General features: G+C 56.3%; 23 protein-coding genes. 8 read left to right on the top strand and 15 right to left on the bottom strand.

The features are described from left to right. Positions 1-17 precede the first annotated feature (17 nt). Positions 18-1,199, bottom strand: coding sequence for an acetyl-CoA C-acetyltransferase (locus tag K1718_RS03005; RefSeq protein ID WP_265679796.1), 1,182 nt, complete (start codon positions 1,197-1,199; stop codon positions 18-20). A gap of 318 nt (positions 1,200-1,517) precedes the next feature. Here K1718_RS03005 and phaR point away from each other — a divergent pair, with 318 nt between their 5' ends. Next, on the top strand, positions 1,518-2,111 hold the full coding sequence (phaR, locus tag K1718_RS03000) for a polyhydroxyalkanoate synthesis repressor PhaR (RefSeq protein ID WP_265679797.1): 594 nt from the start codon (positions 1,518-1,520) through the stop codon (positions 2,109-2,111). A 153-nt stretch (positions 2,112-2,264) separates the two neighbouring features. Next, positions 2,265-2,606 carry a GNAT family N-acetyltransferase gene (locus K1718_RS02995; protein WP_265679798.1) on the top strand — a complete coding sequence of 114 codons (342 nt, stop codon included), beginning with the start codon at positions 2,265-2,267 and terminating at the stop codon, positions 2,604-2,606. A gap of 6 nt (positions 2,607-2,612) precedes the next feature. Here the strand turns inward: K1718_RS02995 and K1718_RS02990 are convergent, their stop codons facing one another. After that, positions 2,613-3,047 (bottom strand): GlcG/HbpS family heme-binding protein, encoded by a 435-nt coding sequence (locus K1718_RS02990; RefSeq protein ID WP_265679799.1) that lies wholly within the window; start codon positions 3,045-3,047, stop codon positions 2,613-2,615. A gap of 227 nt (positions 3,048-3,274) precedes the next feature. On the opposite strand from K1718_RS02990, the gene ggt reads away from it, so the two are divergent. Continuing rightward, complete coding sequence (gene ggt, locus K1718_RS02985; protein WP_265679800.1) at positions 3,275-4,870, top strand: gamma-glutamyltransferase; 1,596 nt, start codon at positions 3,275-3,277, stop codon at positions 4,868-4,870. Between the two features lie 102 nt (positions 4,871-4,972). Then, complete coding sequence (locus K1718_RS02980; protein ID WP_265679801.1) at positions 4,973-6,367, top strand: multicopper oxidase family protein; 1,395 nt, start codon at positions 4,973-4,975, stop codon at positions 6,365-6,367. Positions 6,368-6,388: 21 nt separating this feature from the next. On the opposite strand, the gene K1718_RS02975 is transcribed toward K1718_RS02980, so the two are convergent. From K1718_RS02975 to K1718_RS02950, 6 genes are all read right to left on the bottom strand, one after another. After that, positions 6,389-6,709, bottom strand: a complete 321-nt coding sequence (locus tag K1718_RS02975) for a hypothetical protein (protein ID WP_265679802.1) — start codon at positions 6,707-6,709, stop codon at positions 6,389-6,391. A gap of 260 nt (positions 6,710-6,969) precedes the next feature. Next, positions 6,970-7,266: a hypothetical protein gene (locus K1718_RS02970; protein ID WP_265679803.1), complete on the bottom strand. Its 297-nt coding sequence runs from the start codon at positions 7,264-7,266 to the stop codon at positions 6,970-6,972. Positions 7,267-7,564: 298 nt separating this feature from the next. After that, complete coding sequence (locus tag K1718_RS02965) at positions 7,565-8,209, bottom strand: 3'-5' exonuclease family protein (protein ID WP_265679804.1); 645 nt, start codon at positions 8,207-8,209, stop codon at positions 7,565-7,567. 133 nt (positions 8,210-8,342) lie between these two features. Continuing rightward, entirely contained in the window at positions 8,343-8,702 is a 360-nt protein-coding gene (rplT, locus tag K1718_RS02960; protein ID WP_152499332.1) for a 50S ribosomal protein L20, read from the bottom strand. A gap of 26 nt (positions 8,703-8,728) precedes the next feature. After that, a complete protein-coding gene (rpmI, locus tag K1718_RS02955; protein WP_145345317.1) occupies positions 8,729-8,926 on the bottom strand; it encodes a 50S ribosomal protein L35 in 198 nt (65 codons plus the stop codon). Between the two features lie 313 nt (positions 8,927-9,239). Further along, positions 9,240-9,857 carry an FMN-dependent NADH-azoreductase gene (locus K1718_RS02950; protein WP_265679805.1) on the bottom strand — a complete coding sequence of 206 codons (618 nt, stop codon included), beginning with the start codon at positions 9,855-9,857 and terminating at the stop codon, positions 9,240-9,242. A 98-nt stretch (positions 9,858-9,955) separates the two neighbouring features. Here K1718_RS02950 and K1718_RS02945 point away from each other — a divergent pair, with 98 nt between their 5' ends. Next, positions 9,956-10,864, top strand: a complete 909-nt coding sequence (locus K1718_RS02945) for a LysR family transcriptional regulator (RefSeq protein ID WP_265679806.1) — start codon at positions 9,956-9,958, stop codon at positions 10,862-10,864. Between the two features lie 16 nt (positions 10,865-10,880). Here the strand turns inward: K1718_RS02945 and acuI are convergent, their stop codons facing one another. From acuI to K1718_RS02920, 5 genes are read right to left on the bottom strand one after another with little or no spacing between them, the layout of a single operon-like run. Continuing rightward, the gene (gene acuI / locus K1718_RS02940; RefSeq protein WP_265679807.1) at positions 10,881-11,873 is read right to left on the bottom strand and encodes an acryloyl-CoA reductase; all 993 of its coding nucleotides are present in this window, start codon (positions 11,871-11,873) and stop codon (positions 10,881-10,883) included. 14 nt (positions 11,874-11,887) lie between these two features. Further along, complete coding sequence (locus K1718_RS02935; RefSeq protein WP_265679808.1) at positions 11,888-13,522, bottom strand: acyl-CoA synthetase; 1,635 nt, start codon at positions 13,520-13,522, stop codon at positions 11,888-11,890. Position 13,523: 1 nt separating this feature from the next. Further along, positions 13,524-14,645, bottom strand: a complete 1,122-nt coding sequence (locus tag K1718_RS02930; RefSeq protein ID WP_152499327.1) for a dimethylsulfoniopropionate demethylase — start codon at positions 14,643-14,645, stop codon at positions 13,524-13,526. An 11-nt stretch (positions 14,646-14,656) separates the two neighbouring features. Continuing rightward, positions 14,657-15,283: a DUF1326 domain-containing protein gene (locus tag K1718_RS02925; RefSeq protein WP_265679809.1), complete on the bottom strand. Its 627-nt coding sequence runs from the start codon at positions 15,281-15,283 to the stop codon at positions 14,657-14,659. Between the two features lie 10 nt (positions 15,284-15,293). Beyond that, the gene (locus tag K1718_RS02920) at positions 15,294-16,091 is read right to left on the bottom strand and encodes a DUF2182 domain-containing protein (RefSeq protein WP_265679810.1); all 798 of its coding nucleotides are present in this window, start codon (positions 16,089-16,091) and stop codon (positions 15,294-15,296) included. Positions 16,092-16,246: 155 nt separating this feature from the next. On the opposite strand from K1718_RS02920, the gene K1718_RS02915 reads away from it, so the two are divergent. Beyond that, the gene (locus K1718_RS02915; RefSeq protein ID WP_152499325.1) at positions 16,247-16,978 is read left to right on the top strand and encodes a FadR/GntR family transcriptional regulator; all 732 of its coding nucleotides are present in this window, start codon (positions 16,247-16,249) and stop codon (positions 16,976-16,978) included. Positions 16,979-16,987: 9 nt separating this feature from the next. On the opposite strand, the gene rhaI is transcribed toward K1718_RS02915, so the two are convergent. Further along, positions 16,988-18,271, bottom strand: a complete 1,284-nt coding sequence (gene rhaI / locus K1718_RS02910; RefSeq protein ID WP_265679811.1) for an L-rhamnose catabolism isomerase — start codon at positions 18,269-18,271, stop codon at positions 16,988-16,990. 150 nt (positions 18,272-18,421) lie between these two features. Then, the gene (locus tag K1718_RS02905) at positions 18,422-20,524 is read right to left on the bottom strand and encodes a bifunctional rhamnulose-1-phosphate aldolase/short-chain dehydrogenase (RefSeq protein WP_265679812.1); all 2,103 of its coding nucleotides are present in this window, start codon (positions 20,522-20,524) and stop codon (positions 18,422-18,424) included. 185 nt (positions 20,525-20,709) lie between these two features. Between K1718_RS02905 and K1718_RS02900 the strand changes: the two genes are divergently transcribed. Then, complete coding sequence (locus K1718_RS02900) at positions 20,710-21,516, top strand: DeoR/GlpR family DNA-binding transcription regulator (protein WP_152499322.1); 807 nt, start codon at positions 20,710-20,712, stop codon at positions 21,514-21,516. Positions 21,517-21,570: 54 nt separating this feature from the next. Continuing rightward, on the top strand, positions 21,571-22,563 hold the full coding sequence (gene rhaS / locus K1718_RS02895) for a rhamnose ABC transporter substrate-binding protein (protein ID WP_152499321.1): 993 nt from the start codon (positions 21,571-21,573) through the stop codon (positions 22,561-22,563). Positions 22,564-22,604 lie beyond the last annotated feature (41 nt).

Below are 22,604 nucleotides of genomic sequence, written 5' to 3'. Positions count from 1 at the left end.
CCAAATCATTTGAACGCTTAGCGCTCCAGACACATGGCAACGCCCATACCGCCGCCGATACACAGCGTTGCAAGGCCCTTCTTGGCGTCACGACGGTTCATTTCGTGGATCAATGTACACAGAATGCGGGCACCTGACGCGCCGATCGGGTGTCCGATCGCAATTGCGCCGCCGTTGACATTGACGATGTCAGGGTTCCAGCCCATGTCCTTGTTGACGGCACATGCCTGCGCCGCGAAGGCTTCGTTTGCCTCGACCAGATCGAGATCAGCAGCGCTCCAGCCTGCCTTGTCCAGAGCCTTCCTTGACGACGGGATCGGACCTGATCCCATGATCGCCGGATCGACGCCGGCCGTTGCCCAGGATGCAATCCGCACCAAAGGTGTCAGCCCACGCTTTTCGGCTTCCGCGGCGCTCATCACCAAAAGCGCAGCCGCGCCGTCGTTGATGCCGGAAGCATTCGCGGCTGTCACAGATCCTTCCTTGTTGAAGGCCGGACGAAGTTTTGCAACGCTTTCTAGGGTCGCGCCATGACGAATATATTCATCATCCTCAACGACACGCTCCGACCTGCGCTCCTTCACGGTGACCGGTGTGATCTCATCCTTGAATTTTCCGGCCTTCTGAGCTGCTTCTGCCTTGTTCTGGGAAGCGACCGCGAATTCATCCTGCTGCTCGCGGTTGATCTGCCACTTTTCAGCGACATTCTCGGCGGTCTGACCCATATGGTAGCCATTGAACGCGTCCCACAAGCCGTCTTTGATCATTGTATCGATCATCTTGTAGTCGCCCATCTTGTAGCCGTTGCGCATATGTGCCGCATGCGGAGACAAAGACATGTTTTCCTGACCACCGGCCATCATGATGGATGCATCGCCGGTCTGGATCTGCTGTGCCGCAATGGCGACCGTCCGCAGGCCGGAACCGCAAACCTGATTAAGGGTCCAGGCGGTCGAACTGTCGGCGATACCTGCGTTGATGGCTGCCTGCCGTGCAGGGTTCTGGCCTTGCGCCGCAGTCAACACCTGACCGAAAACCACCTCGTCGATATCAGCGCCGTCGACACCGGCCTGTTCCATCGCTGCTTTCATAACAATGGTACCAAGATCATGTGCCGGCACATTGGCAAAAGAACCGTTGAACGACCCGACAGGGGTGCGGGTCGCGCTGACAATGACAACATCGGTGGAAGCGCTCATCATACTCTCCAGGACTTGAGGCCGGACGGCCATAGAATGCTGGTACCGTTAGGGCACCTTTGTTCCTTATCGATGAGGCGACTAGAAACCGCACCGGCATGCGTGTCAACCGTGACTCTCCGTATGCGCGGCCTGATTTCGCATTTGCGGCATTATCCTTTCGTCGGCGCACATAAAAAGAGTGGCACGATCCGCTACGATTGGCTTAGTCTCTTAGTTGGAGGAGATGACGCGTCTGCGAAGACGGCGCCATCAAATGCGAAACGAGACGGGAGCAAATCCCGTTCCAGCCGTAAGGCAGATAGGCGGAAGTGACGGATGGCCAAAACCAGCGAGCCAACAATCATCAAGAAATACGCCAACCGGCGGCTCTACAACACGGGCACCAGCACCTATGTCACCCTTGAGGATCTGGCGGTGATGGTGAAGGGGGAAGAAGACTTTGTCGTCTATGACGCAAAGAGCGGCGAGGATATCACCCGGTCTGTTCTGACCCAGATTATCTTCGAGCAGGAAGGCAAGGGCCAGAACCTGCTTCCCGTGACTTTCCTCAGACAACTGATCCGCTTTTACGGCGACAGCATGCAGGGTCTCGTGCCGAGCTTTCTCGAATATTCGATGACATCCTTGACGAAGGAACAGGAAAAGCTGCGATCTCAAATGAGCGAAGCTTTCGGAGCCACAGCCTTCGACGCGATCGAGGACCAGGTCAAACGCAATACTGAAATGTTTGAACGGGCGATGAAGATGTTCATGCCGTTCCCGACAGGTGAGGCCGGAGCCGCATCGGAAGCACCGACAGCCACGGGCAACACCAAGACCGAGAAAGCCGAAACGGCTGATCTTGACGATATGAAGCGTCAGCTCGAGGAAATGCAGAAGAAGATCAATAAGCTCTCCGACAAGCCCTGATCTTTGACGGCGCGCGTACTCGCCGGAATTCTGCCCCTGTCTGACCTTCCGCGGCAGCTTGGGCAGATCGCAGACTTGTATCAGGTCAGTTGGCCGCACTGGTATGGGCCAGGCGGTTCAGGTGACGCAAGAAAAGACCTGAAGGCCTGCCTAATGACGTCAGGCATCTTGCCGCAATGCCTGGTGGCGGTAGATCGAGCCTTACTGCCAATTGGAACCGTATCGCTCAGGTCAACATCTCCAGGCTCCGACGTCTATCCCGGCGCTTGGTTGACGGCTTTGCTTGTGCCGGAAGCCCTGCGCCGAAATGGCATCGGAAGCGCGCTGGTTGCTGCTGCGGAAATCGAGGCGGCGCAACTCGGATTTGATCACATCCTTGCTACGACAGGTTCGGCAACGACCATTCTGAAAAACAGACGCTGGGAACAGATCGATCAGGTGGAAACGGCCAGCGGAAAACTGGCCATATTCCGAAAAGGCCTCTCAACCCGTTGAACCGGATCAGCCGCAATCGGCGACAAGACCGGCAGCAACAATGCCGGCAACTGCGCACGCTTCGTCATTGTCAGAGGTATCTCCGGTTATTCCGACAGCGCCAAGGGTCTCTCCACTCTCGCCTTTGATCAGAACACCACCTGGAACAGGCACGATCGCACCGCCGGAGACGCCGTTCAGCGCGTTGACGAAATGAGGCCGCGACTCCGCGTTTGCATTCAGCCAGCGTGTACCGGTTCCGACAGCCAATGCTCCAATGGCTTTTCCGGCTGCAATCTGAGGGCGCATAATGGATGAGCCGTCCTGCCGTTTGACCAGAACCGCATGACCGCCCGCGTCCAGAATCGCAACGGTAAGAGGCTTCAGTTTGAGTTCGACTGCTTTTTCCAATGCGGCGGAAGTGATTGCCTCTGCCGTTGAAAGTGTCATTCCAAGAGTCATTGTTTACCGCCTGTCTGGTCTGTTGGCCGGTTGGCACCTTGTCCGGCTTGTTCCGCCGCATCGAAGAAACCCGCTCATGCAGGTTTGCGCAATTAACCGCTTCTCCTTAAGGTGCTGCCCGCGATCGGGATTTGCTAGCAAATTGAACGGGTGCCGAATAGGTGGGAAAGTCGGGAAACACTTGCGGCAATTCGGAATAAATAGGCGTTTCGGGCAGGAGATTTTCAGTGAAGCGTGATTTTCAGGCGCCAGGCCGGTCACCGGTTTTTGCGCGCGAAGCAGCTGCGGCAACATCGCATCCTCTGGCAACAAGCACCGCGCTGGAGGTTCTGCAGGACGGAGGCAACGCAGTGGACGCGGCCATCGCCGCCGTTGCCGTGCAATGTGTCGTCGAACCGCATATGACAGGCATCGGCGGTGACTGCTTTGCAATCGTTACCGAACCGGATGGCCGGCTGACCGGCTTTAATGGTTCGGGCGCAGCACCGCGTGCGGCAACACCCGAAAAACTCGCAGAACTCGGTGTAAAGGACATCACCGACACGTCCGCCCATGCGGTAACTGTGCCGGGTGCTGTGCGCGCTTGGGAAACCCTGCACAAGGCGCACGGATCAACGGAATTCGGCAAACTTTTCAAGCGTGCCATTCAATATGCCCGTGAAGGGTTTCCTGTTGCGCCCCGCGTGGCAAACGACTGGGCCAACAATGTCGAGAAACTGGCCTCTGATCCGGTATCGACGGCACGGTACCTCATTGATGGCAACGCACCTGCCATAGGCACGATCCTCAAATACCCGCATCTTGCCGCAACACTCGAGGCTATCGCCACCGATGGTGCGGATGCGTTTTATTCCGGTCCGATTGCCAGCGATATCGTCGAAGCTCTGCAAAGCCGCGGCGGCTTGATGACGGAGGACGACCTCGCCGCGTGCCATACGACCGCTGTCTCTCCTGTCATGAGAGACTACAAGGGGCATACGGTTGCGGAATTGCCGCCCAATGGACAAGGCATCATTGCCTTGGTGATGCTCGGGATTCTGGAAAAGTTCGACCTTGAAAACCTGGATCCAATGGGCCCGGAGAGGTTCCACCTGCAGATGGAAGCAACACGGCTTGCCTATGCAGTCCGCGACAGGTTCGTAACGGATCCTGGCTATATGGACGTTTGCCATTCCGGGTTGATTGCGTCGGATTATCTCGACCGGCTTGCCGCAGAAGTGTCGGTCAACAAACGCATGGCTTCCCTGCCTCAATCTTCACTGAGCCCGCAGACCGATACGGTTTATCTGACCGTTGTAGACAAGGATGGGCTGGCCGTTTCCTTCATAAACTCGCTGTTTTCGGATTTCGGCTCGGGGATCGTTGCACAGGACAGCGGTGTGCTTCTGCATTGCCGTGGCCGAGCGTTCAAGGCGCAGGCAGGTCACGCAAACTCCATTGACGGCGGCAAGCGGCCGCTCCACACGATCATTCCGGCTATGGTGCTCAAGGATGGCAATCCATGGCTGTCCTTCGGTGTAATGGGTGGCCAATACCAGGCCTGCGGACATGCCCACCTGCTGACCAACATCATCGACTATGGAATGGACGTACAGGCTGCAATCGATTTCCCGCGCATGTTCATGGACCTGGATACGCACGAACTCCAGGCAGAGAAACTGATCCCGCCATCGACACTGGACGGCCTCAGAGCACTTGGCCATCAGGTGACGCCGGCCAAGGGAGCCATTGGCGGCAGTCAGGCCATCATGATCGACAAGGCACGGGGGTTGTTGACAGCCGGGTCTGACCCGCGCAAGGACGGCCACGCAGCAGGTTATTGACGAATTGCCCAGCACTATCGGGTACTCTCACTTTGTCCTTGCGAAAGCGTGCGCCTGCGTGTTGATTGCGCCAGGACGCGCCTTCAAATCATAAGGACAGTCATGCCTTCAGTATCAAGGCGAGAATTGTTGCTGGGCAGCGCGGGCGCAGTTTCAGCGTTTGCGGCAGGAGGCCTTGCGGCAAAAGGCTTTGCGGCTACCGATTCCGCAGAGCATATCCTGAGACTTTCCAACCAAGATCACTCCATTTTGCCCGGGACGCTTACGCGCGACATGATGAGCTTCCTCCCTGATGCGCCGCCGCCGGTACTGCGCATGAGGCAGGGACAAAAGGTGGCAATCGATGTCATCAACGATCTGGATGAGCCGACCGTCGTGCATTGGCACGGACTTAGAATTCCCAACCGGATGGATGGCGTGCCTTATCTGACCCAGTATCCGATCGAAACGGGTCAGTCCTTCCGATACGAATTCACGCCGCCAGATGCAGGGACGTTCTGGTATCACCCTCATTGCAATACGCTTGAACAAATTGCGCGTGGCCTGACCGGGATCATGGTGGTCGAAGAACCGGAAGATATTGGTTTCGACCAAGACCTGCCATTGAACATTCGGGACTTTCGCCTCGGCGGCGACGGTCAGTTCATTGCCTTCTCAAAGCCGAGAAATGCTGCGCGCGGAGGCACGCTCGGAACGGTGTCGACCGTCAATTGGCAGAAGGAGCCTGTTTACGAACTGCAGGCGGGAAGCCTTGTCCGCCTCAGACTGGCCGTTACCGACCTGACTCGCGTTGGAACTTACGAACTTGAGGGCGGCGAGGCCCGGGTCATCGCTATCGATTCTCACCCATTACCCAAGCCCCTACCGGCGAAAGACCTGGTCCTGTCGCCCGGTCAGCGTGCGGATATTGCGTTGAAGGTACCGGACCAGGACGGCGAAACGGTAAAATTGTTTCTACGTCGTGCCAATGGTGACCGGCTTCTGGCAACGTTCAGCGCAGCTGGCCAAAGCGTCCGACGAGATTTGAAGGAATTAAAGCCGCTTCCTCCCAATCCGGTGCCTGAGCCGGATCTCGCCAATGCCGAAGTGATCGATTTCGTGTTCGGCTGGTCACCGGAAGGAGATGCTCCGCAAGCCAGCATCTGTGGCTCACTCGGATATACATTCTGGTCGATCAACCGGGTGGCCTGGCCGGGGGATAAGCCTGGACCTTTCGACCCATTGGCGACGATGAAGCTGGGCAAGTCATATGTGCTGCGTCTCAGAAACGAATCTCCGAACGCCCATCCGATCCATCTTCATGGCGTTTCCTTCAAACTGCTGCGGTCAAACAAACGCACCCTGCCGCCGCTCGTGACCGATACGGCTTTGCTTTTGAAGGATGAAACGATGGAAGTGGCCCTTGTCGCTGACAATCCCGGTGATTGGGCGTTCCATTGTCACGTCATCGAGCACCAGAAAACCGGTTTGGCCGGCTTTCTGAGGATCGAGACTTGATAAACCATCACCAGAACCAAATCAGGCAGACAGTGAGATCGTGAAGGAAGTTTCTTCGCTGTCTTCGGAGGCAGTGGCGTATTGCGCCAAATGCTGCTGACGCTCCATTTCGGTCTCAGCGGACATGTTATGGCTCGCCAGAAGCTGGGTTGCGTATTCTGCATGTGAACCGGCGTGAAGGTCACGCTGCAGCTCTTCTGCGGCCTGGTGAGCCGGCATCATGTCGACACCAGCGAATGTTCCTTCAGATACTCCAAAGAGGTCTGAATTGGGAACGAAGTCTGCTGATGGTTTTTGGCGAATTCGCAGGGCGTGAATCGCTGAAACAGGTTTTACTTGCATCTTTTGCTCCGTGGTGGGCCAGTCCGTGGCCAGTCTTTCGGAGGTCCGGGGATTCCGGATCTGCGTTGAAACCTATCGTGACTCGCAAGAGAAAAATGTGACGCGCGTCACAAAAGGGTTGCCAGCTCCGCCGCAACAACAAAAGCAAGCGGTCCAAATCTGCCTGACCCTCAAAAAAGTCGGCGCTAAAAAAGAGCCCGGAGCGATGCTCCGGGCCGAGGCTATCCAGTGGTACATCTGGAATTCAAAAAATCGAGAGATCAGCGCTCGGTCTTGAGAAGGTGACCTGCCCCACGCTGTCGTGGCAGAGCTGCCATGGCCCGATAGCTGTTAGCACCTGACAGAGTGTCTGCTGGGCGGACCTGACGGGCCTGGATGTCATAGTCGCGTGTTGCAATCAGATGAGCCAGAAAGACCGAATTCGGGTAATACCGTCCGGTGTAGGCATCATGGTCACGCTCAAGATCCGGCTTGGGCGGCTCTGGCAGGTAAGACGCAAAGCTATTGCCCTGGCGCTCGCTTTCCGTCTCTCCCATTGAGGGACGTTTGCGCCTCACATTGGCACGTCCTGCCGATGTTACAGGGTTCACTCGCACGTATTAACGCCTCATTGTTTCAAATCGGCACAATCAGTGCCTTCCTGTCTGAAACCTCGCAATCACCATGCCAATATAGGAAGGCGTTAACCTTTTGTCCGCGGAAAACCGCCAAAACAGGGTCACAAAAGTTAACGAAAGTGTGCGCGAATGGGCCAGGTAAGGGGGAAAACGAGGATATTGCGCGCAAGAAGAAAAAGAACTTGCCTTCGCAAAACCGGCAAATCCCGTCCCAATTTGTGATTCTGTCCTGTTTTGATCAGGCTTGGACCAAGGCTCCGGTTTTGGGACTCGGCAAATCAAAGTCGGAAGCATCCAAGCGTCCGGTCTTCAGAAGATGCTGCAGGCAAACCGTGATCGACATTGCGTCATCGAGTGCATCATGATGACGGCCGGGTGGGGTCGGCAACCCGAAGTAGGTCGCAAGTTCACCGCTGGTCGTCCTGCCAATATCCTCCAAAGACATACCGGCCTTGTTCAAAAGGCTTGCCGCGTTCCCGAACCTGTGCGCCGGAATTGGCGGAACCATGCCCGCCACGTAGCAGCTGACTGCCATCAGAAACATTTCGTCCTTGCCCCAGGACCACAGCGTCGCATCGCCGGCGATTCGGGCAAGCCTCAAATGTGCGTCTTCAGGTCTTATTCCTTCAGCGTCGATCCGAGCCTGGGTAATACCGGTCAATTCAGTGAAGAATGGATCGACAACGGTCGGCTTTCCATATCGATCCGCGGTCTTGATAAATATTCGCTCCGTTTCAAGCACACGAAAGCCCGGCTCAAGCGACAGCTTCACAGCACCGATTTGGGCGACACACGGATCGGGGTCCAATGGCCCGCACCACATGCGGTCCTTCGCACCGGGGGCTGTCAGAAACTCGCTGTCAAAGACAATAGTGTGAGACATTCGACCTTCATCGCTTCGTTGCCGGAGAGCACTGAACCTAACAGGGCATGCGCAACACGGTCACGCAGACAAAAGAAAAAGCGCGGCCCGCTAAGGCCGCGCTTTCAAGAAATTTTGTTCCAAACCGCCTGAATTAAGCAGTCAGAGCGCCCTGTGCCTTGTCAACCAGAACCTTGAAGGCATCCGGCTGATTGATCGCGAGATCGGACAGAATCTTGCGGTCGACTTCAACACCAGCCTTGTTCAGACCGTCGATAAACCGGCCATAGGTCAGGCCGTGCTGACGGGTTGCTGCGTTGATGCGCTGGATCCAGAGCGAGCGGAAGTTACGCTTCTTGGCCTTGCGGTCGCGATAAGCGTATTGGCCTGCCTTCTCGACAGCCTGCTTGGCAACGCGGATGGTGCTCTTGCGGCGGCCGTAATAACCTTTAGCGGCCTTCAGAACTTTCTTGTGACGAGCGTGGGCGGTTACGCCCCGTTTGACGCGTGACATTTAGGTGATCTCCTTCGGGGCTGGCGTTATGCGTAAGGCAGGAACTGCTTCACGATCCGTGCATCCTGATCGCTCAACGTGGTGGTGCCACGAGCGTTGCGGATGAACTTGTTCGTGCGCTTGATCATGCCATGGCGCTTGCCGGCCTGCGCGGTTTTCACCTTGCCGGTCGCAGTCACTTTAAAGCGCTTTTTAGCGCCGGACTTCGTCTTCAGCTTGGGCATTTTGCATCCTTTCCTTGGTGCGTCCGCTCAAACGGGCGCTTCTTTCTTGGTGCATTCAGAGCCGACACGGCATGCCCTTGGTTGTCGATGGAGGCCTGCAAGAGAATGCAGAAGACCAGTCCACGACGAGCCGGACGACTCTGGACCGGGCGCTTATATGGGAGGATCTGCGGAAATGCAACCGGAAACGGGCGTTTCCTGGCACCCCGAAATGCCTGCACCCGTCGCACCAACTTGGCGCAACGGGTATCGGCTGATCTGATCTTCAAAAACTGGGCGATGGAAGCCCTGGCCCGAAGTCTTTTTTCATGGCCTATACAGCTCGCTTCGCTTCATCTTTGGCGGCCTCGAGCCTGTCGGCAAATGCATCGGCCGCCGCTATTGCCGTACCTTGCACATGAACGAATTCGACACTCTCTACGCCCAGGAAGTTCAACAGGAATTTAAGATATGGCTGTACAAAGTTTGCTGCGGAAAAGGGTTCACCCGCCAGGTATCCCTCAGCGCCATAAGTACAGACAACAACCGCACGACGCGTTTTGACCAGTCCCTTGAAACCGCCTTCTCCCATGGAAAATGTGTGACCGATGCGGGAAATCTGATCGACCCAGGCCTTGAGTGCAGCAGGAATGGAGAAATTGTAGATCGGGACTGCGAGCAATAGCGTATCTGATGCCTGAATTTCTGCGATCAGACTATCCGACAGGGCTGTTGCGGCTTGCAGTTCAACAGAAAGACCATCCTGAGGGGCATAGAACCCTTCAATGGTTTCTTGGGCGATGAACGGGATTGAGCCGTCGGAAACATTTCGGGTAATGACCCGGCACCCTGGATACTGTGTTCTGAATTCAGCTTCGAAGGCGTCTGCCACGGCTGCAGAATGCGACCCCTGCAGACGGGAACTTGAATTGATGCGAAGCAACTGTGTCATGAACTGACCTCCTTGGTGAATGGTCAGTCGGATTTAGTTTCATGCGCTAGTTCGAAAAATACGTCGAAATGCATCGAAGTCGTGCGTAAGCTGCACGAATGGAACTCTCAACACTCAAGACGGCACTCCTCGTGCGCGACCTTGGCAGCTTCGCTGCCGTTGCCAGACTTCTGGATCTCGACGCTTCGAGCGTGTCGCGCGTCATCGCGCAGCTGGAACAGGATGTCGGATTTCGGTTGTTCCAGCGAAGCACCCGCAGTCTTGCTCCAACAAGCGAAGGGGAACTTTATCTGAACCGCATTGCGCCGCTGTTGGAAGAACTTGAAGCTGCGGGCGACGAAGCCCGAACGACGGCAATTTCTCCGAGGGGAACCTTGCGCATGACGGTCAGCATTTCCTTCGCTCAGGAATGCTTGCTCCCGGTTCTGCCCGAATTCAAGGAAAAATATCCGGAAATTGACGTTGAGCTTCTGGCGTCGGACTCAAACCTCGATTTGAGGGCAGACGGAATTGACCTTGCAGTTCGGTTCGGCTCCATGCCGAAAGGAGACTGGATTGTCAGCAAACTGATGACGACGCGATACCGCGCTGTTGCTTCGCCGGAGTATATTGAAAGAACAGGGCCCGTCCGTCACCCGGACGATCTGTCGGAGCGGGAGTGTATCCGTTTCGCCATCCCAGGCTTTCGAACCTATTGGCAGTTTCGGGAGCATGACAGCACAGAAGCATTCGCCGTCCCGATTGGTGGCGCGACTGTCATATCGAACGCCTTGTCGATCAGGTCGGCGGCCCGTCTCGGCATGGGCATCGCACTCATGCCGATCATGCTGATCAGGCGGGACCTGCAAAAAGGAACGCTGGTTGACCTTTTTCCGGATTACGCCTGCGCGGCAGCATCTTTTGAAACAGCCGCCTGGCTTGTCTACCCGAGCAGGTCTTATCTTCCGCAGAAGGTCAGAGTTATGATCGATTTTCTGAAAGAGCATTACGGGCGGCCTGCACTCTGACCGCCCAGACACCGCATCAGGCGTTCACATCGACCACGACACGACCCTTCACCTGTCCCTTGAGGATATCGGCTCCCAGTTTGGGCAGGTCCTCCAGTGTCGCGGGCTGAATCATTGCCTCCAGCTTGTCCATCGGCAGGTCCTTGGCCAATCTCTCCCAAGCCTTCAGGCGCGCGTCATACGGCTTCATCACGCTGTCGATCCCAAGAAGATTGACACCGCGCAACAGGAAGGGGACGACGGTTGCCGGCAATGCCGCACCACCGGCCAGACCAACCGCTGCGACGGACGCGCCGTATTTCATCTGACCCAGGACCCTTGCAAGCATCGATCCGCCAACCGCGTCGATACAGCCAGCCCAGGTTTCCGATTCCAGAGGACGTTTGACGGTCTCGGCGACATCGTCTCGCGGCACAATGCGGCTGGCACCGAGCGATTTCAGATAATCCCAGGTGCTTTCGCGCCCTGTAACAGCAGCCACTTCGTAACCAAGATTGGCCAAAATGGCTGTCGCGACGGATCCGACACCACCTGCGGCTCCTGTCACCAGAACAGGGCCATTCTCAGGCTTCAGGCCATGCTCTTCCAGCGCCATCACCGCCAGCATTGCGGTGAAACCGGCTGTCCCGATCGCCATGGCATTCCGGGTGCTCAAACCGTCCGGCAACGGAACCAGCCACTCGCCTTTCACGCAGGCCTTTTGCGCATATCCGCCCCACCAGGCTTCACCAACGCGCCAGCCGGTCAGCACAACCTTGTCGCCCGGCTTGTACCAATCGTCGTTGGACTCCTCGACAGTGCCTGCGAAATCGATCCCCGGCACATGCGGGTAGTATCTTACCAGCCCGCCACCCGGTCCGACGCACAAACCATCCTTATAGTTCAGGGTTGAATAATCCACCGCAACAGTCACATCACCTGCCGGCAATTGTGTCTGATCAATTTCCTGAACGGAGGCATTTGTCTTGCCGTCTTCATCCTTGTCGACAATTAGGGCTTTGAACGTCATTTCATCTGGTCCTGTTAAACTGCTGTTTCGGCAATAGACCTGGCCTGTTGGCGCAGGACAAATTTCTGGATCTTACCGGTTGCGGTCTTGGGCAACTCGGTGAAGACAATCTTCTTGGGTCGCTTGAAGCCAGCCATGTTCTCACGGCAAAAGCCAATCAGACTTTCCTCTGTTTCCGCGCTGCCATCCTTCAATTCGACAAAGGCGCAAGGAACCTCGCCCCAGGTTTCATCAGGCAAGGCGACGACGGCGGCCAGCACCACATCCGGATGCCTGTGCAACACGCCCTCAACCTCGACAGAGGAAATGTTCTCTCCGCCTGAGATTATCACATCCTTCAACCTGTCCCGGATCTGGATATAGCCGTTTTGGTGGCGAATGGCAGCATCGCCGGAGTTGAACCGGCCGCCGGAAAACCCATCGGCTGTTGCCTCCGGGTTCTTGTAGTAGCCTTTCATCACGGTGTTGCTTCTGATGACAATCTCGCCTTGCGTTTCCCCGTCCCAGGGAACAGAAACTCCGGTGTCGCGGTCGATGACATCAATCGTTTCCGTCATCGGAAAACCGACACCTTGCCACGATTGCCGCTCGGCCTGTACGTCCGCAGACAGATCGTCCCATTCCTCGCGCCACAGGCATTGCGCGACATGTCCATAGGTTTCGGTCAGGCCATAGACCTGCATTACCTCCAGGCCCAACTGCTTTACGCCGGCGAGAACCGCTGCTGGAGGCGGTGCGCCTGCGGTCATGACCTTGACCTTGTGGCTGATGGCCTTCCGTTGGTCTTCGGGCGTGTTCAAAAGCATGGAGAGGACGATCGGCGCCCCGCCAAGATGTGTTATCTGGTGTTCGGCGATCAGCCTGAAGACCGCCTCGCCGGTGATCTGACGAATACAGACAATCGTCCCGGCCATCAGTGTCATGGTCCAGGCATGACACCAGCCATTGCAGTGAAACATCGGGACTGAATAGAGATAGACCGGATGGCGCGGCAGTTCCCATGCCTGGGGCGTACCCATGCACATGAGATAGGCTCCACGGTGATGATAGACGACACCTTTGGGCCGACCTGACGTTCCCGACGTATAGTTCAGGGCAAGAGCGTCCCATTCGTCGCCAGGCCCTTGCCACGGGAAGTCCGGATCGCCTTCCTTCACCAGTTGGTCGTAGGTCGAAGACCCAATGCAGGCCCCGCCAGGGCCCTGAGCATCAATGATATCGACGGCAGGAACGATGGCCTCATTGATATCAAAAGCCTTTTTGACAACATCAGAAAAGGCAGTGTCAACGAAGACCAGCTTCGCATCGCTGTGATCCAGAATGTAAGCAACCGTTTCGGGTTCCAGCCTCGTATTGATCGTGTTCAGCACAGCTCCTGTCAAAGGGACTGCATAATGCAGCTCGAACATTTCAGGGGTGTTCGCTGCCATGACAGAGACAGTGTCTCCAGGCTTGATACCCATCGCGACCAATTGCGCTGCGACCCTGCTGACACGGTCCTTGACTTCGGACCATGAGTATCGGCGTTCGTTATAAATAATGGCGGTTCGCGCAGGAAAGATCGCCGCTGTCCTTTCAAGAAAGGAAAGCGGGGACAAGGGCACGTAGTTGGCTGCTTGCCTGGAGAAGGCGTCGTAATGCTCCTTCATCTCAGGGCTCCTGATGAATAAACGGCTTTTCCCAGACTGTGGCGGCCCTCATGCCGTGCGGGGTGTCGACCTGCACCTTGGTTCCATCATCCCAATGCGTCATGCGCACCATGCCGAGCGCGACATTGGTCCGATAATCCGGGGAATAGGCTGCCGAGCTCACCGTACCGACTTGGCGCCCCCCTGCAATGATCGGCCACAATTCGTCGCACGGCGGTACCGGATCACCGTCAATCGCAACGCTGCGGATTTGCCTGACAGGGCCTTCCACGGCAACGCGCAGCAATGCATCCCTGCCGATGCAGCCGATGGCGTCCTTCGTCTGGCAGAACCGCCCCAACCCGCATTCATGGGGTGTGTTGTTTCGAGTCATGTCATTGCCATAAGACAGCAACTGACCTTCGATCCGCTCAATCAGGTTTGGGCAACCGGCGCGGACATCCATGTCTTCCCCGGCTTCCATCAAGGCATCCCAGACAGGTTCGCCAAGATCGAACCCTTCAACATAGAGTTCAAAGCCTCCCTGTTTTGAATAGCCTGACCGGGCCAGAACCAGCCTCTGACCCTCAAACTCGACATAGTCATAGTGAAAGAAACGAATGGAGCGGATCCGTTCTCCAAAGACCCGCGCCACCAGGTCTTCGGCTTTCGGCCCCTGGATCGCGAGCGGAGCGACATCGGGTTCATCGACATCGACCTCCAGCCGGAAAGCATGGGCGAGGCCCTTGATCCAGAACAGAAGATCGCTATCGGCCACCGACACCCAGAACTTGTCTTCGGCAAGTTTTGTCGTCACCGGGTCATTCAGCATGCCACCGGTTTCATCGACCATCGGTGTATAGTAGCACCGCTCTTCGCTCATTCCGGACAGGTCGCGCGGCGTCAGCATCTGCGCCAACCGTGCGGCGTCAGGCCCCCAAAGCTCCACCTGCCGTTCGCACGAAACATCCCAAAGCTGAACTTTGGATTTCAGATGACGATAGTCCGCTTCCACGCTTTCAAACACTGTCGGCAGAAGCATATGGTTGTAAACCGTATAACCCTTGACACCGGCGGACTGAACGCGCCGGGAAAATGGGGTCTTTCGGGTACGGCGAGAAACTGAAAGCGCGGGGACCTGCATCTCGATCTCCTTTATGCAGCCTGTTCGGCAGCCGGACCCGACCAGTCGATCTGGCAGATCTCTGCACTGCGGCCATCGAAATCCCAGACCCGGCCAAACGCCCGCACGCGGCCCTGCGTTGCGGTGGCAACGGTGATATCGCGGCCCATCCAGTATTCGGTGTTGGAAATAACGATGTCTTCATCCGGATTGGCACCCGGCACCGGCACGACTTCTCCCTTGATGGCCTTGCCCACCACCAAACGGCGCGTCTTGCCCTCATTGGTGTAAGACACTGGCGCGCGCTCTGCTCCAAGAAACTCACTCACGAGCACTTTGAACAAACCGGTCGTTCCCCGGGCCTGACCTGAGAAGATTTTCACAAGACCGTCAAACGCTTTATCACTTGCACGATCATCAATGAATACGGCGGCTTTCCAGTTTCCACGCGCCATCAATCCGGGTATCTCAATCAAAAGCCCGATATTCAGGCCGGACAGGTCCTCACCCTGATAGTGCCCTTCGTCGATGCGAATTCCTCCCCAGGTCTGGCAGTAACCCTCGGTCGGCGGATGCTTTCCAAGCGACACCACGCAGGGACAGAAGACCGTACAGTTGCAGTTCAAGATCAATTCACCGCGAATGGCCCATCCGGACATTAGTATCTCCCTAGACTGATTGCGTTGTTACGAGTGGCAGGAGGACGACGGTCAGTCCTGCCACAATTAGAAAAACACCAAGCGGTGCGCTGATCCGGGAGCCGATTTGCGCCAGTTTCTCCAGCGTCATCAGCACCATCGCAAGACCCATGAACGCAAGGTTCATTGTGCCCGCCACAAAGGCCAGCAGCATCAAGGCCCAGCAACATCCAAGACAGACAGCTCCGAGCCGCAGGCCAAGTTGAAAGGCTCCCGATACGCCCGGTTTCCAGTGGCTCATGAAAAACGTCAACGGGCTCTGGCAAGCTTTAAGACAAGCCTCCTTGAGCGGACTGAACTGATAGACGCCGGCCAGGATCAAGAGGCCGCCATTGACGAAAACCGAAGTGACCTGGCCGAGCGGATTGAGAAGGCCGGCGCTCGCCAACCACACCTGGATCACGGCCGCCGAAACAGAAAATCCCAGCCAGATTGCCAGGTAACCGCCTCCTAGGGCTGCAAAGGACCAAGTACCTGCAGCTTCGGTGTGGGTCAGATCTGAGTAAGTACGAAGAGCCGGAAATGCGGTCGGCGCCATCATCGCAAGCGCCATCAAAGACCACATCACCACGGCCGAACCGAGCCCGGCATCAGCAGCAGATTGCGAACAAAGCGACAGCAGAAATTGCGCAGCCGAGCCTTGCCACTTCAAGGCCGGATCAACGGCAGCCTGCATGGCGAACAGGACACTCCAGGCCACCAAGATGCTCGCAAAAAACGTAAGCCACATCGCCTTGTGGCCGGGCAAAAGTCGGTCGATAGCCTTCACCCTGTCCTCCCAGACTTGATTGCGCTTACGCTGCTCCTCGTGAATTGAAAAGTCAAACTTTTAATTGTCTGACATTTGTTTTTTCCATTTGACCCTCGAGTCGACGGCCATTAGGTTGATCAGGCTGAAATGAAACTGCATGGCGGGAGAGCTCATTGGCGATTGAATTCAATACGATTCAGAAGGAAGGACTCTCGGTCCAGATCGCCAATGCCATCCGAAATGCCATTCTCGAAGGCCGTCTCGCCGGAGAGGAGCGCCTTCCGAGCGAAGCTGAATTGTCAGAACGTTTCGGTGTGTCACGCTCAACGGTGCGCGAAGCCCTGAAAAGGCTGGCCGCCCAAAACCTGATCCGCAGTGAACGCGGCTCTTCCGGTGGCGCTTTCGTCAACCGCATGACCTGGGACGAAGCCAAAGCCAATCTCGTGACGACCACGCGTCTGCTTATCGGCATGAACGATATTCCGTTTGAAGATGCGATTGAATCCCGGTTCGCACTGGAAATGGCAGCACTGCCGATGGCGGCCCTGAACCGAACCGAAGAACAGCTTGAAGCACTCGAAACAGAGATTGCCCGCCAACGGAATCCAAACACAAGCGACGAAGACTTCTGTGCATCGGATGTCAGCTTTCATTCGGTCGTAGCCGATGCCACTGACAGCCCATTGCTGGCATTCCAGCTTTCATCGGCTTTTGAAGCCATGCAGCCGCTGATGAACATGCTGGTTTATCGACTGCGCGACCGCGAGCGCATCGCCGAAATTCATGAGGCGATGCTTGGTGCGCTGAAGGCCGGCGACAGCGACGCTGCGTCAGCTCAGCTAGAAGCCTTGTCTGCCTACACCCGCGAACTTGCCGCTCAGCGCCGAAAGCCTATCGGCAACTGACTGGCGGCTTCAGACAATTCCACCACCTGCACCGGTCACCGCCGGCCGTATCTCGGCGACCTTGTTCCGATACCCGGAGGCGCGGTATGCCGAAACCGGGTCGATGACACCCCCATTTTCAAGTCGGGCCATGGCAAGAATGGGTTCAACGTCAGTTCTGAAGGCTTGCTTCAGTGTCGCTGAGGCCATCAGGGCGTCGTTGTCCTGCTGAAAGTCATGCAGCGCCGATCTGTCGACAATCAGTGCCTGCGCATAGGCGCGTTGAACTTCCATGGCGCTCACCATGAGGCTCTCGATCGGGTCGGTCACGTTGTGCGACTGATCAAGCATATGCGCAGGAGCGAAACCTTCAGCACTGCGCGTCTCCGCGTCGACCAGCTCGTTGAAGACCAGAAACAGCCGGTAAGGATCGATCGATCCGGTATCCAGATCGTCGTCACCATATTTGCTGTCGTTGAAATGGAAACCGCCCAGTTTCTGGAATTGAATGAGCCGAGCTACGATCATCTCGATGTTGACGTTCGGCGCATGATGCCCGAGATCAACGAGGCAAAAGGCCCGGTCTCCAAGCTCCTGCGCAATGAGGTAATTGGTGCCCCAGTCCTGCACGACTGTCGAATAGAAAGCTGGTTCGAAAATCTTGTGTTCCGTGAAAAGCCGCCAGTTCTCGGGCAACTCCGCATAGATTGCCTTTGCTGAGTCCAGATATCTCTCGAACTGCCGGACAAAATGCGTCTGCCCCGGAAAATTGGAGCCGTCTCCAACCCAGACCGTAAGCGCCGTGGAGCCGATGGCAGTGCCGATCTCGATGCACTCCAGATTATGGTCAATCGCCTGCTGGCGCGTTGCCGCATTGGTATGCGTCAGAGAACCGTATTTATAGGAATGTGCTTGGCCAGGCTGGTCCTGAAAGGTGTTGGAATTCATCGCATCGAACCCAAGACCAAGCGATAACGCACTTGCTTTGAGGTCCGACGGATCCGCCTTGTCCCAGGGAATGTGCAGGGAAACCGACGGCGTCGCGCGGGTCAATTGATGAATAACCGCGCAATCCTCAAGCTTGTCGAATATGTGCCGGGGCTCACCTCTGCCGGGAAAACGCGCAAATCGCGTCCCTCCTGTTCCAACCCCCCAGGAGGGGATAGCAACACCGTAGCCGGAGACCTTGGCTTTTATGTCGTCTATCGCGATGCCGCGACGATCCAGCTGTTCTCCCAGTGTTGCATAGTCGCGGTTCAAGGCAGTCAAAGCCGCTTCGTTTTCCTGGGCGATCACAGAGTTGTCGATCATCATCTTGAAGATCCTTTCCTGACCCTTCCCGGCCGTTGGTCACCAGGCGGTCCGGCACTCGATAGGGGGTGAAACAATGTCTGAATGTGTCTTCCAACCGTGGGGATGTCATCCTGCTCGAACCAGTGCTCCAGGCGACCGCCGGGTTGGACGCTAGCGCGTAAAAGACTGCACATTTCCGGCGTCGACATTGATGATGTTGCCGGTTGATTTTGACGATACGTCGGAAGCGAAGAAATAACTCGCTTCAGCAATATCTTCCGGCAGAACGGATCGCTTCAGAAGAGATCGCTGACGGTAGTGTTCTTCGAGTTCGGATGTGTCTTTGCCGTAGGCTTCCGCCCGTTCCTTCAGCCAGTTTCCGGACCAGATCTTGGATCCTCGAAGCACCGCATCCGGGTTGACCACATTGACGCGGATCCCTTCAGGAGCACCTTCCAGCGCCAAACACCTGGCAAGATGCAGCTCCGACGCCTTCGCTGTGCAATAGGCACTGGCACCCGGTGAGGCCGCCAATCCGTTTTTGGATCCGATGAAAACGATGGAACCGCCTAGCCCTTGTGTCTTGAGAACCTGAAATGCCGCGCGCGACACCAGAAAATAGCCGGTCGACAGGATGGAAAGGTTGCGGTTCCAGAGATCCAGCGTCGTCTCCTCTATCGGCGCAGAGGAGGCAATGCCTGCATTCGACACAAGGATATCGACGCCACCGAATTCCAGCGCAGCCCGAGAAAAACTCTCTGCGACCGCGTCTTCACTCGTGACGTCCATTGTGACGGCCCGGACAACATCCTTGGAGTAGCGCCCGCTCAGATTGTGCGCGGCGGCCGCAAGGGCCTCCTTGTCGATATCCGCCAGGACAACACAGGCTCCTTCGCGCAAAAACCGCTCAGCCGTTGCCGACCCTATTCCGCCAGCACCTCCGGTCACCAACGCAATCCGCCCCGCCAGGCTTTTCGGGTTTGGCATACGCTGCAGCTTCGCCTCTTCGAGCAACCAGTACTCAATGTCGAAAGCTTCCTGCTCACGCAGTCCGCAATAGGTCGAAACGCTGGAAGCGCCCCGCATGACGTTAATGGCATTGGTATAGAATTCGCCTGAAATTCGGGCAGTTGCCTTGTCCTTGGCAAAGGTGATCATGCCGACACCCGGCACCAGATAGACGACGGCGTTCGGATCCCGAAGCGCTGGACTGTTGTCGTATTTACAACGTGCATAATAGGCGGCGTAATCGTCCCGATAGGTTTCCACCGCCTCGCCCAGGCCGGAGAGCGTGGCTTGAATGTCTGGATTGCCCGGGTCGAAATCGACAACAAGCGGCCTGATTTTGGTTCGCAGAAAATGATCGGGACAACTAGTGCCCAGAGCCGCCAGGGCTTCCATGTCATTGGAGTTGACGAATTCCAGAACTGCGTCACTGTCGTCAAAATGTCCGACCATGTGCTGCTTCCCGGAAATCATGCCTCGAATTGCCGGCATGAGACTGGCGGCGATGTCCCGCCGCTCAACCGGCGGCAGAGCATTGAACCTGGCACCGCCAAAGGCGTTTGTGCCCGCAGTTTTGTCCTCGAACCAGCCTATCGCCTTGTTGATGATTTCCAACGTCGTTTCGTAGCACTCCTTGGCGGTATCCGCCCAGGTAAACAATCCATGGCTTTCAAGAACGACACCCCGTGCCTGCGGGTTCGCCTCGCAAAACTTTTCAAGCCACAGACCCAACTCATATCCAGGCCGTTTCCAGGGCAGCCAGCCAATGTCCTCGCCAAAAATCTCTCGTGTGAGCTCCCTGCTGTCAGCTGCCGCGGCGATAGCGATGATTGCGTCGGGGTGCATGTGATCGACATGCGGCATGGGCACATAGGCATGAAGAGGCGTGTCGATCGACGCAGCACGCGGGTTCAGGTTGAAGGTACAGTGTGGCAGGTAGCCGACCATCTCATCTTCAAACTCAAGCCCCCGATAAAGACCTTTCAATGCGCGCAGCTTTTCCATGTAAAGCGTCGCAAAACCATCCATCTCGATGGTGCCGACGTCGCCTCCTGAGCCTTTCACCCACAGGACCTCAACTTCGTCGCCAATAAGCGGATCCTTCTGAAAAACCTTCGCGGATGTGTTGCCACCACCGTAGTTTGTGATGCGCTTGTCGGATCCAAGAAGGTTCGAACGATAAAGAAGAAGTTCAGGCTCACTCATGCCCGACGCCTTTTGATCGTCCCACAGGTTTTCCAGCCGGGACCCGGCGGCCGAATTCAACATGGTGTCCTCCCAGAATACGCCTGACAGCGGTCGTTTGTTTGGCTAGACACTCGCTTGATCAGAATCGAATGTCAATCAAAAACAATCATATCCAATCATATTGCACTGCAAAATGATTATTATTGATCTTTTTTGATTGACAGTGACTGATAATGATGAAAACGTTTGATCAACGGGAGGACTATATGCACGAGAAAGAGCGCCACAGGATCATCTTGTCCGCTGTCCAGGATCGGCCGGTTGTTACGGTCCAGGAATTGGTGGCGTTGACGGATTCCTCGGAAGCAACCATACGTCGCGACATTGCTCAGCTGCATGTGCAAAAGAAACTGCGCCGTGTGCGTGGGGGCGCGGAATCAATTCACCCACCACAATTTGTCGGCCTGGCAGGACGTCCTTTCAGCGTAAACGAAACGATCAACATCGCGCAAAAGCGCGCAATTGCTCAAAAGGCTGTCGAACTCTGCGAAGACGGCGATGCGATCATCATCAACGGCGGCACCACGACATTTCAAATGGTCCACCCGCTGGCGACAAAACGGATGCAGGTATTCACCAACTCCTTCCCGATTGCCGAACATCTTCTCAAGAACTCCAAGAACACGATCATGCTGTCCGGCGGAGCGATCTACCGGGAGCAGAACATCATCTTGAGCCCCTTCGACAATGACGTGACCCGAAATTTCTATGCAAAGCGGATGTTCATGGGTGCGCAGGGCCTCGGCCCTCTCGGTCTCATGGAAGCTGATCCGCTTCTGATCCAGGCCGAACAGAAATTGATCGGCCAGGCGGACGAACTGGTCGTGCTTGCGGATTCATCCAAATTCAGTGCGCGTTCCAGCCTGATCCTGTGTGCGCTTGACCGGATCTCAACCGTGATCACAGACGAAGGCATTCCGGACAACGCGGCCAAGATGCTGGAGCAGGCCGACATCAATCTGATCGTGGCATCGGTAAACGCCACACAGAGCAAGGCGACCTCAAGCGGGTAGCCGGCATTCTGCCGGAACCCTCAACGGGCCGGCAGTTCATTTAGGGAGGAAGCAATGAAACTCTTCAAGTCACTATTGGCTGCAACAGCAGTTGCCGCCGTTTGTATCGCCGCTCCTGCGCAAGCTGAAGACAAGCGCATTGCGTTGGTCGTCAAGGCTCTCGGGATCGGTTTCTTTGAGGCTGCCGCTAAAGGCGCGGAAGAAGCTGCCAAGGAATTGGGCGACGTGGAAATCATCTACACTGGCCCGACAGACACGACAGCGGAAGGTCAGATTGAGGTGATCAACGCCCTGATCGCGCAGAAGGTCGATGCTATCGCGATTTCCGCAAACGATCAGGATGCGCTGGTTCCAGCACTCAAAAAGGCCATGGACCGCGGCATAACAGTGATTTCGTGGGATTCAGGCGTTGCTCCGGAAGGCCGTCAGTTGCACCTCAATCCGTCGTCAAACCCGTTGATCGGCAACATGATCATCAAGCTGGCAGCTGATCATCTGCCAGATGGTGGCGATGTCGCGGTCCTATCTGCATCAGCTACCGCAACGAACCAGAACATCTGGATCGAGGAGATGAACAAGGTCAAGGACAACTACCCCGGCATCAATGTGGTTGCGACCGTGTATGGTGACGATCTGGCAGACAAGTCCTACCGCGAAGCCCAGGGCCTGATGCAAACCTATCCCGATCTCAAGGCGATTATCGCACCGACCTCTGTCGGCATCGTCGCCGCGGCCCAGGCAGTATCGGACGCTGAAAAAGCCGGACAGATCAACGTTACCGGTCTTGGATTGCCATCTGAGATGGCCGGACATATTGAGTCGGGCGCATCCAAGTCGTTCGCCATCTGGAACCCGATCGATCTGGGCTATTCAGCCACGATGCTGGCCTACAATCTCGCGACCGGAAAGGCTGAAGCTGCACCCGGTGCTGAAATTGAAATGGGCCGAATGGGCAAACTTGAGCTGAACGACAACAACGAAGGCGCAATGGCCGACCCGTTTGTCTACGACAGCTCCAACATCAACGACTTCAAAGATATCTTCTAAGCCTTTGCTTAGATCCATCTTAGGATGTCTTGGACCCGGTG

The organism is Roseibium porphyridii, assembly GCF_026191725.2.
GTDB lineage: Bacteria > Pseudomonadota > Alphaproteobacteria > Rhizobiales > Stappiaceae > Roseibium > Roseibium porphyridii.
Note: the sequence above shows the minus strand (reverse complement) of the source record. Positions and strands in the feature narration are given on the sequence as shown.

Excerpts from the sequence above, each read along its gene's own strand:
- K1718_RS02930 (WP_152499327.1), bottom strand. The coding sequence starts at position 14,645 with ATGCAGGTCCCCGCGCTTTCAGTTTCTCGCCGTACCCGAAAGACCCCA.
- K1718_RS02925 (WP_265679809.1), bottom strand. The coding sequence starts at position 15,283 with ATGTCCGGATGGGCCATTCGCGGTGAATTGATCTTGAACTGCAACTGT.
- rhaS (WP_152499321.1), top strand. The coding sequence starts at position 21,571 with ATGAAACTCTTCAAGTCACTATTGGCTGCAACAGCAGTTGCCGCCGTT.
- K1718_RS02990 (WP_265679799.1), bottom strand. The coding sequence starts at position 3,047 with ATGACTCTTGGAATGACACTTTCAACGGCAGAGGCAATCACTTCCGCC.
- K1718_RS02950 (WP_265679805.1), bottom strand. The coding sequence starts at position 9,857 with ATGACACAGTTGCTTCGCATCAATTCAAGTTCCCGTCTGCAGGGGTCG.
- K1718_RS02980 (WP_265679801.1), top strand. The coding sequence starts at position 4,973 with ATGCCTTCAGTATCAAGGCGAGAATTGTTGCTGGGCAGCGCGGGCGCA.
- rplT (WP_152499332.1), bottom strand. The coding sequence starts at position 8,702 with ATGTCACGCGTCAAACGGGGCGTAACCGCCCACGCTCGTCACAAGAAA.
- phaR (WP_265679797.1), top strand. The coding sequence starts at position 1,518 with ATGGCCAAAACCAGCGAGCCAACAATCATCAAGAAATACGCCAACCGG.
- K1718_RS02965 (WP_265679804.1), bottom strand. The coding sequence starts at position 8,209 with ATGTCTCACACTATTGTCTTTGACAGCGAGTTTCTGACAGCCCCCGGT.
- K1718_RS02905 (WP_265679812.1), bottom strand. The coding sequence starts at position 20,524 with ATGTTGAATTCGGCCGCCGGGTCCCGGCTGGAAAACCTGTGGGACGAT.
- K1718_RS03005 (WP_265679796.1), bottom strand. The coding sequence starts at position 1,199 with ATGAGCGCTTCCACCGATGTTGTCATTGTCAGCGCGACCCGCACCCCT.
- rpmI (WP_145345317.1), bottom strand. The coding sequence starts at position 8,926 with ATGCCCAAGCTGAAGACGAAGTCCGGCGCTAAAAAGCGCTTTAAAGTG.
- K1718_RS02975 (WP_265679802.1), bottom strand. The coding sequence starts at position 6,709 with ATGCAAGTAAAACCTGTTTCAGCGATTCACGCCCTGCGAATTCGCCAA.
- K1718_RS02900 (WP_152499322.1), top strand. The coding sequence starts at position 20,710 with ATGCACGAGAAAGAGCGCCACAGGATCATCTTGTCCGCTGTCCAGGAT.
- rhaI (WP_265679811.1), bottom strand. The coding sequence starts at position 18,271 with ATGATGATCGACAACTCTGTGATCGCCCAGGAAAACGAAGCGGCTTTG.
- K1718_RS02945 (WP_265679806.1), top strand. The coding sequence starts at position 9,956 with ATGGAACTCTCAACACTCAAGACGGCACTCCTCGTGCGCGACCTTGGC.
- K1718_RS02995 (WP_265679798.1), top strand. The coding sequence starts at position 2,265 with ATGACGTCAGGCATCTTGCCGCAATGCCTGGTGGCGGTAGATCGAGCC.
- acuI (WP_265679807.1), bottom strand. The coding sequence starts at position 11,873 with ATGACGTTCAAAGCCCTAATTGTCGACAAGGATGAAGACGGCAAGACA.
- K1718_RS02935 (WP_265679808.1), bottom strand. The coding sequence starts at position 13,522 with ATGAAGGAGCATTACGACGCCTTCTCCAGGCAAGCAGCCAACTACGTG.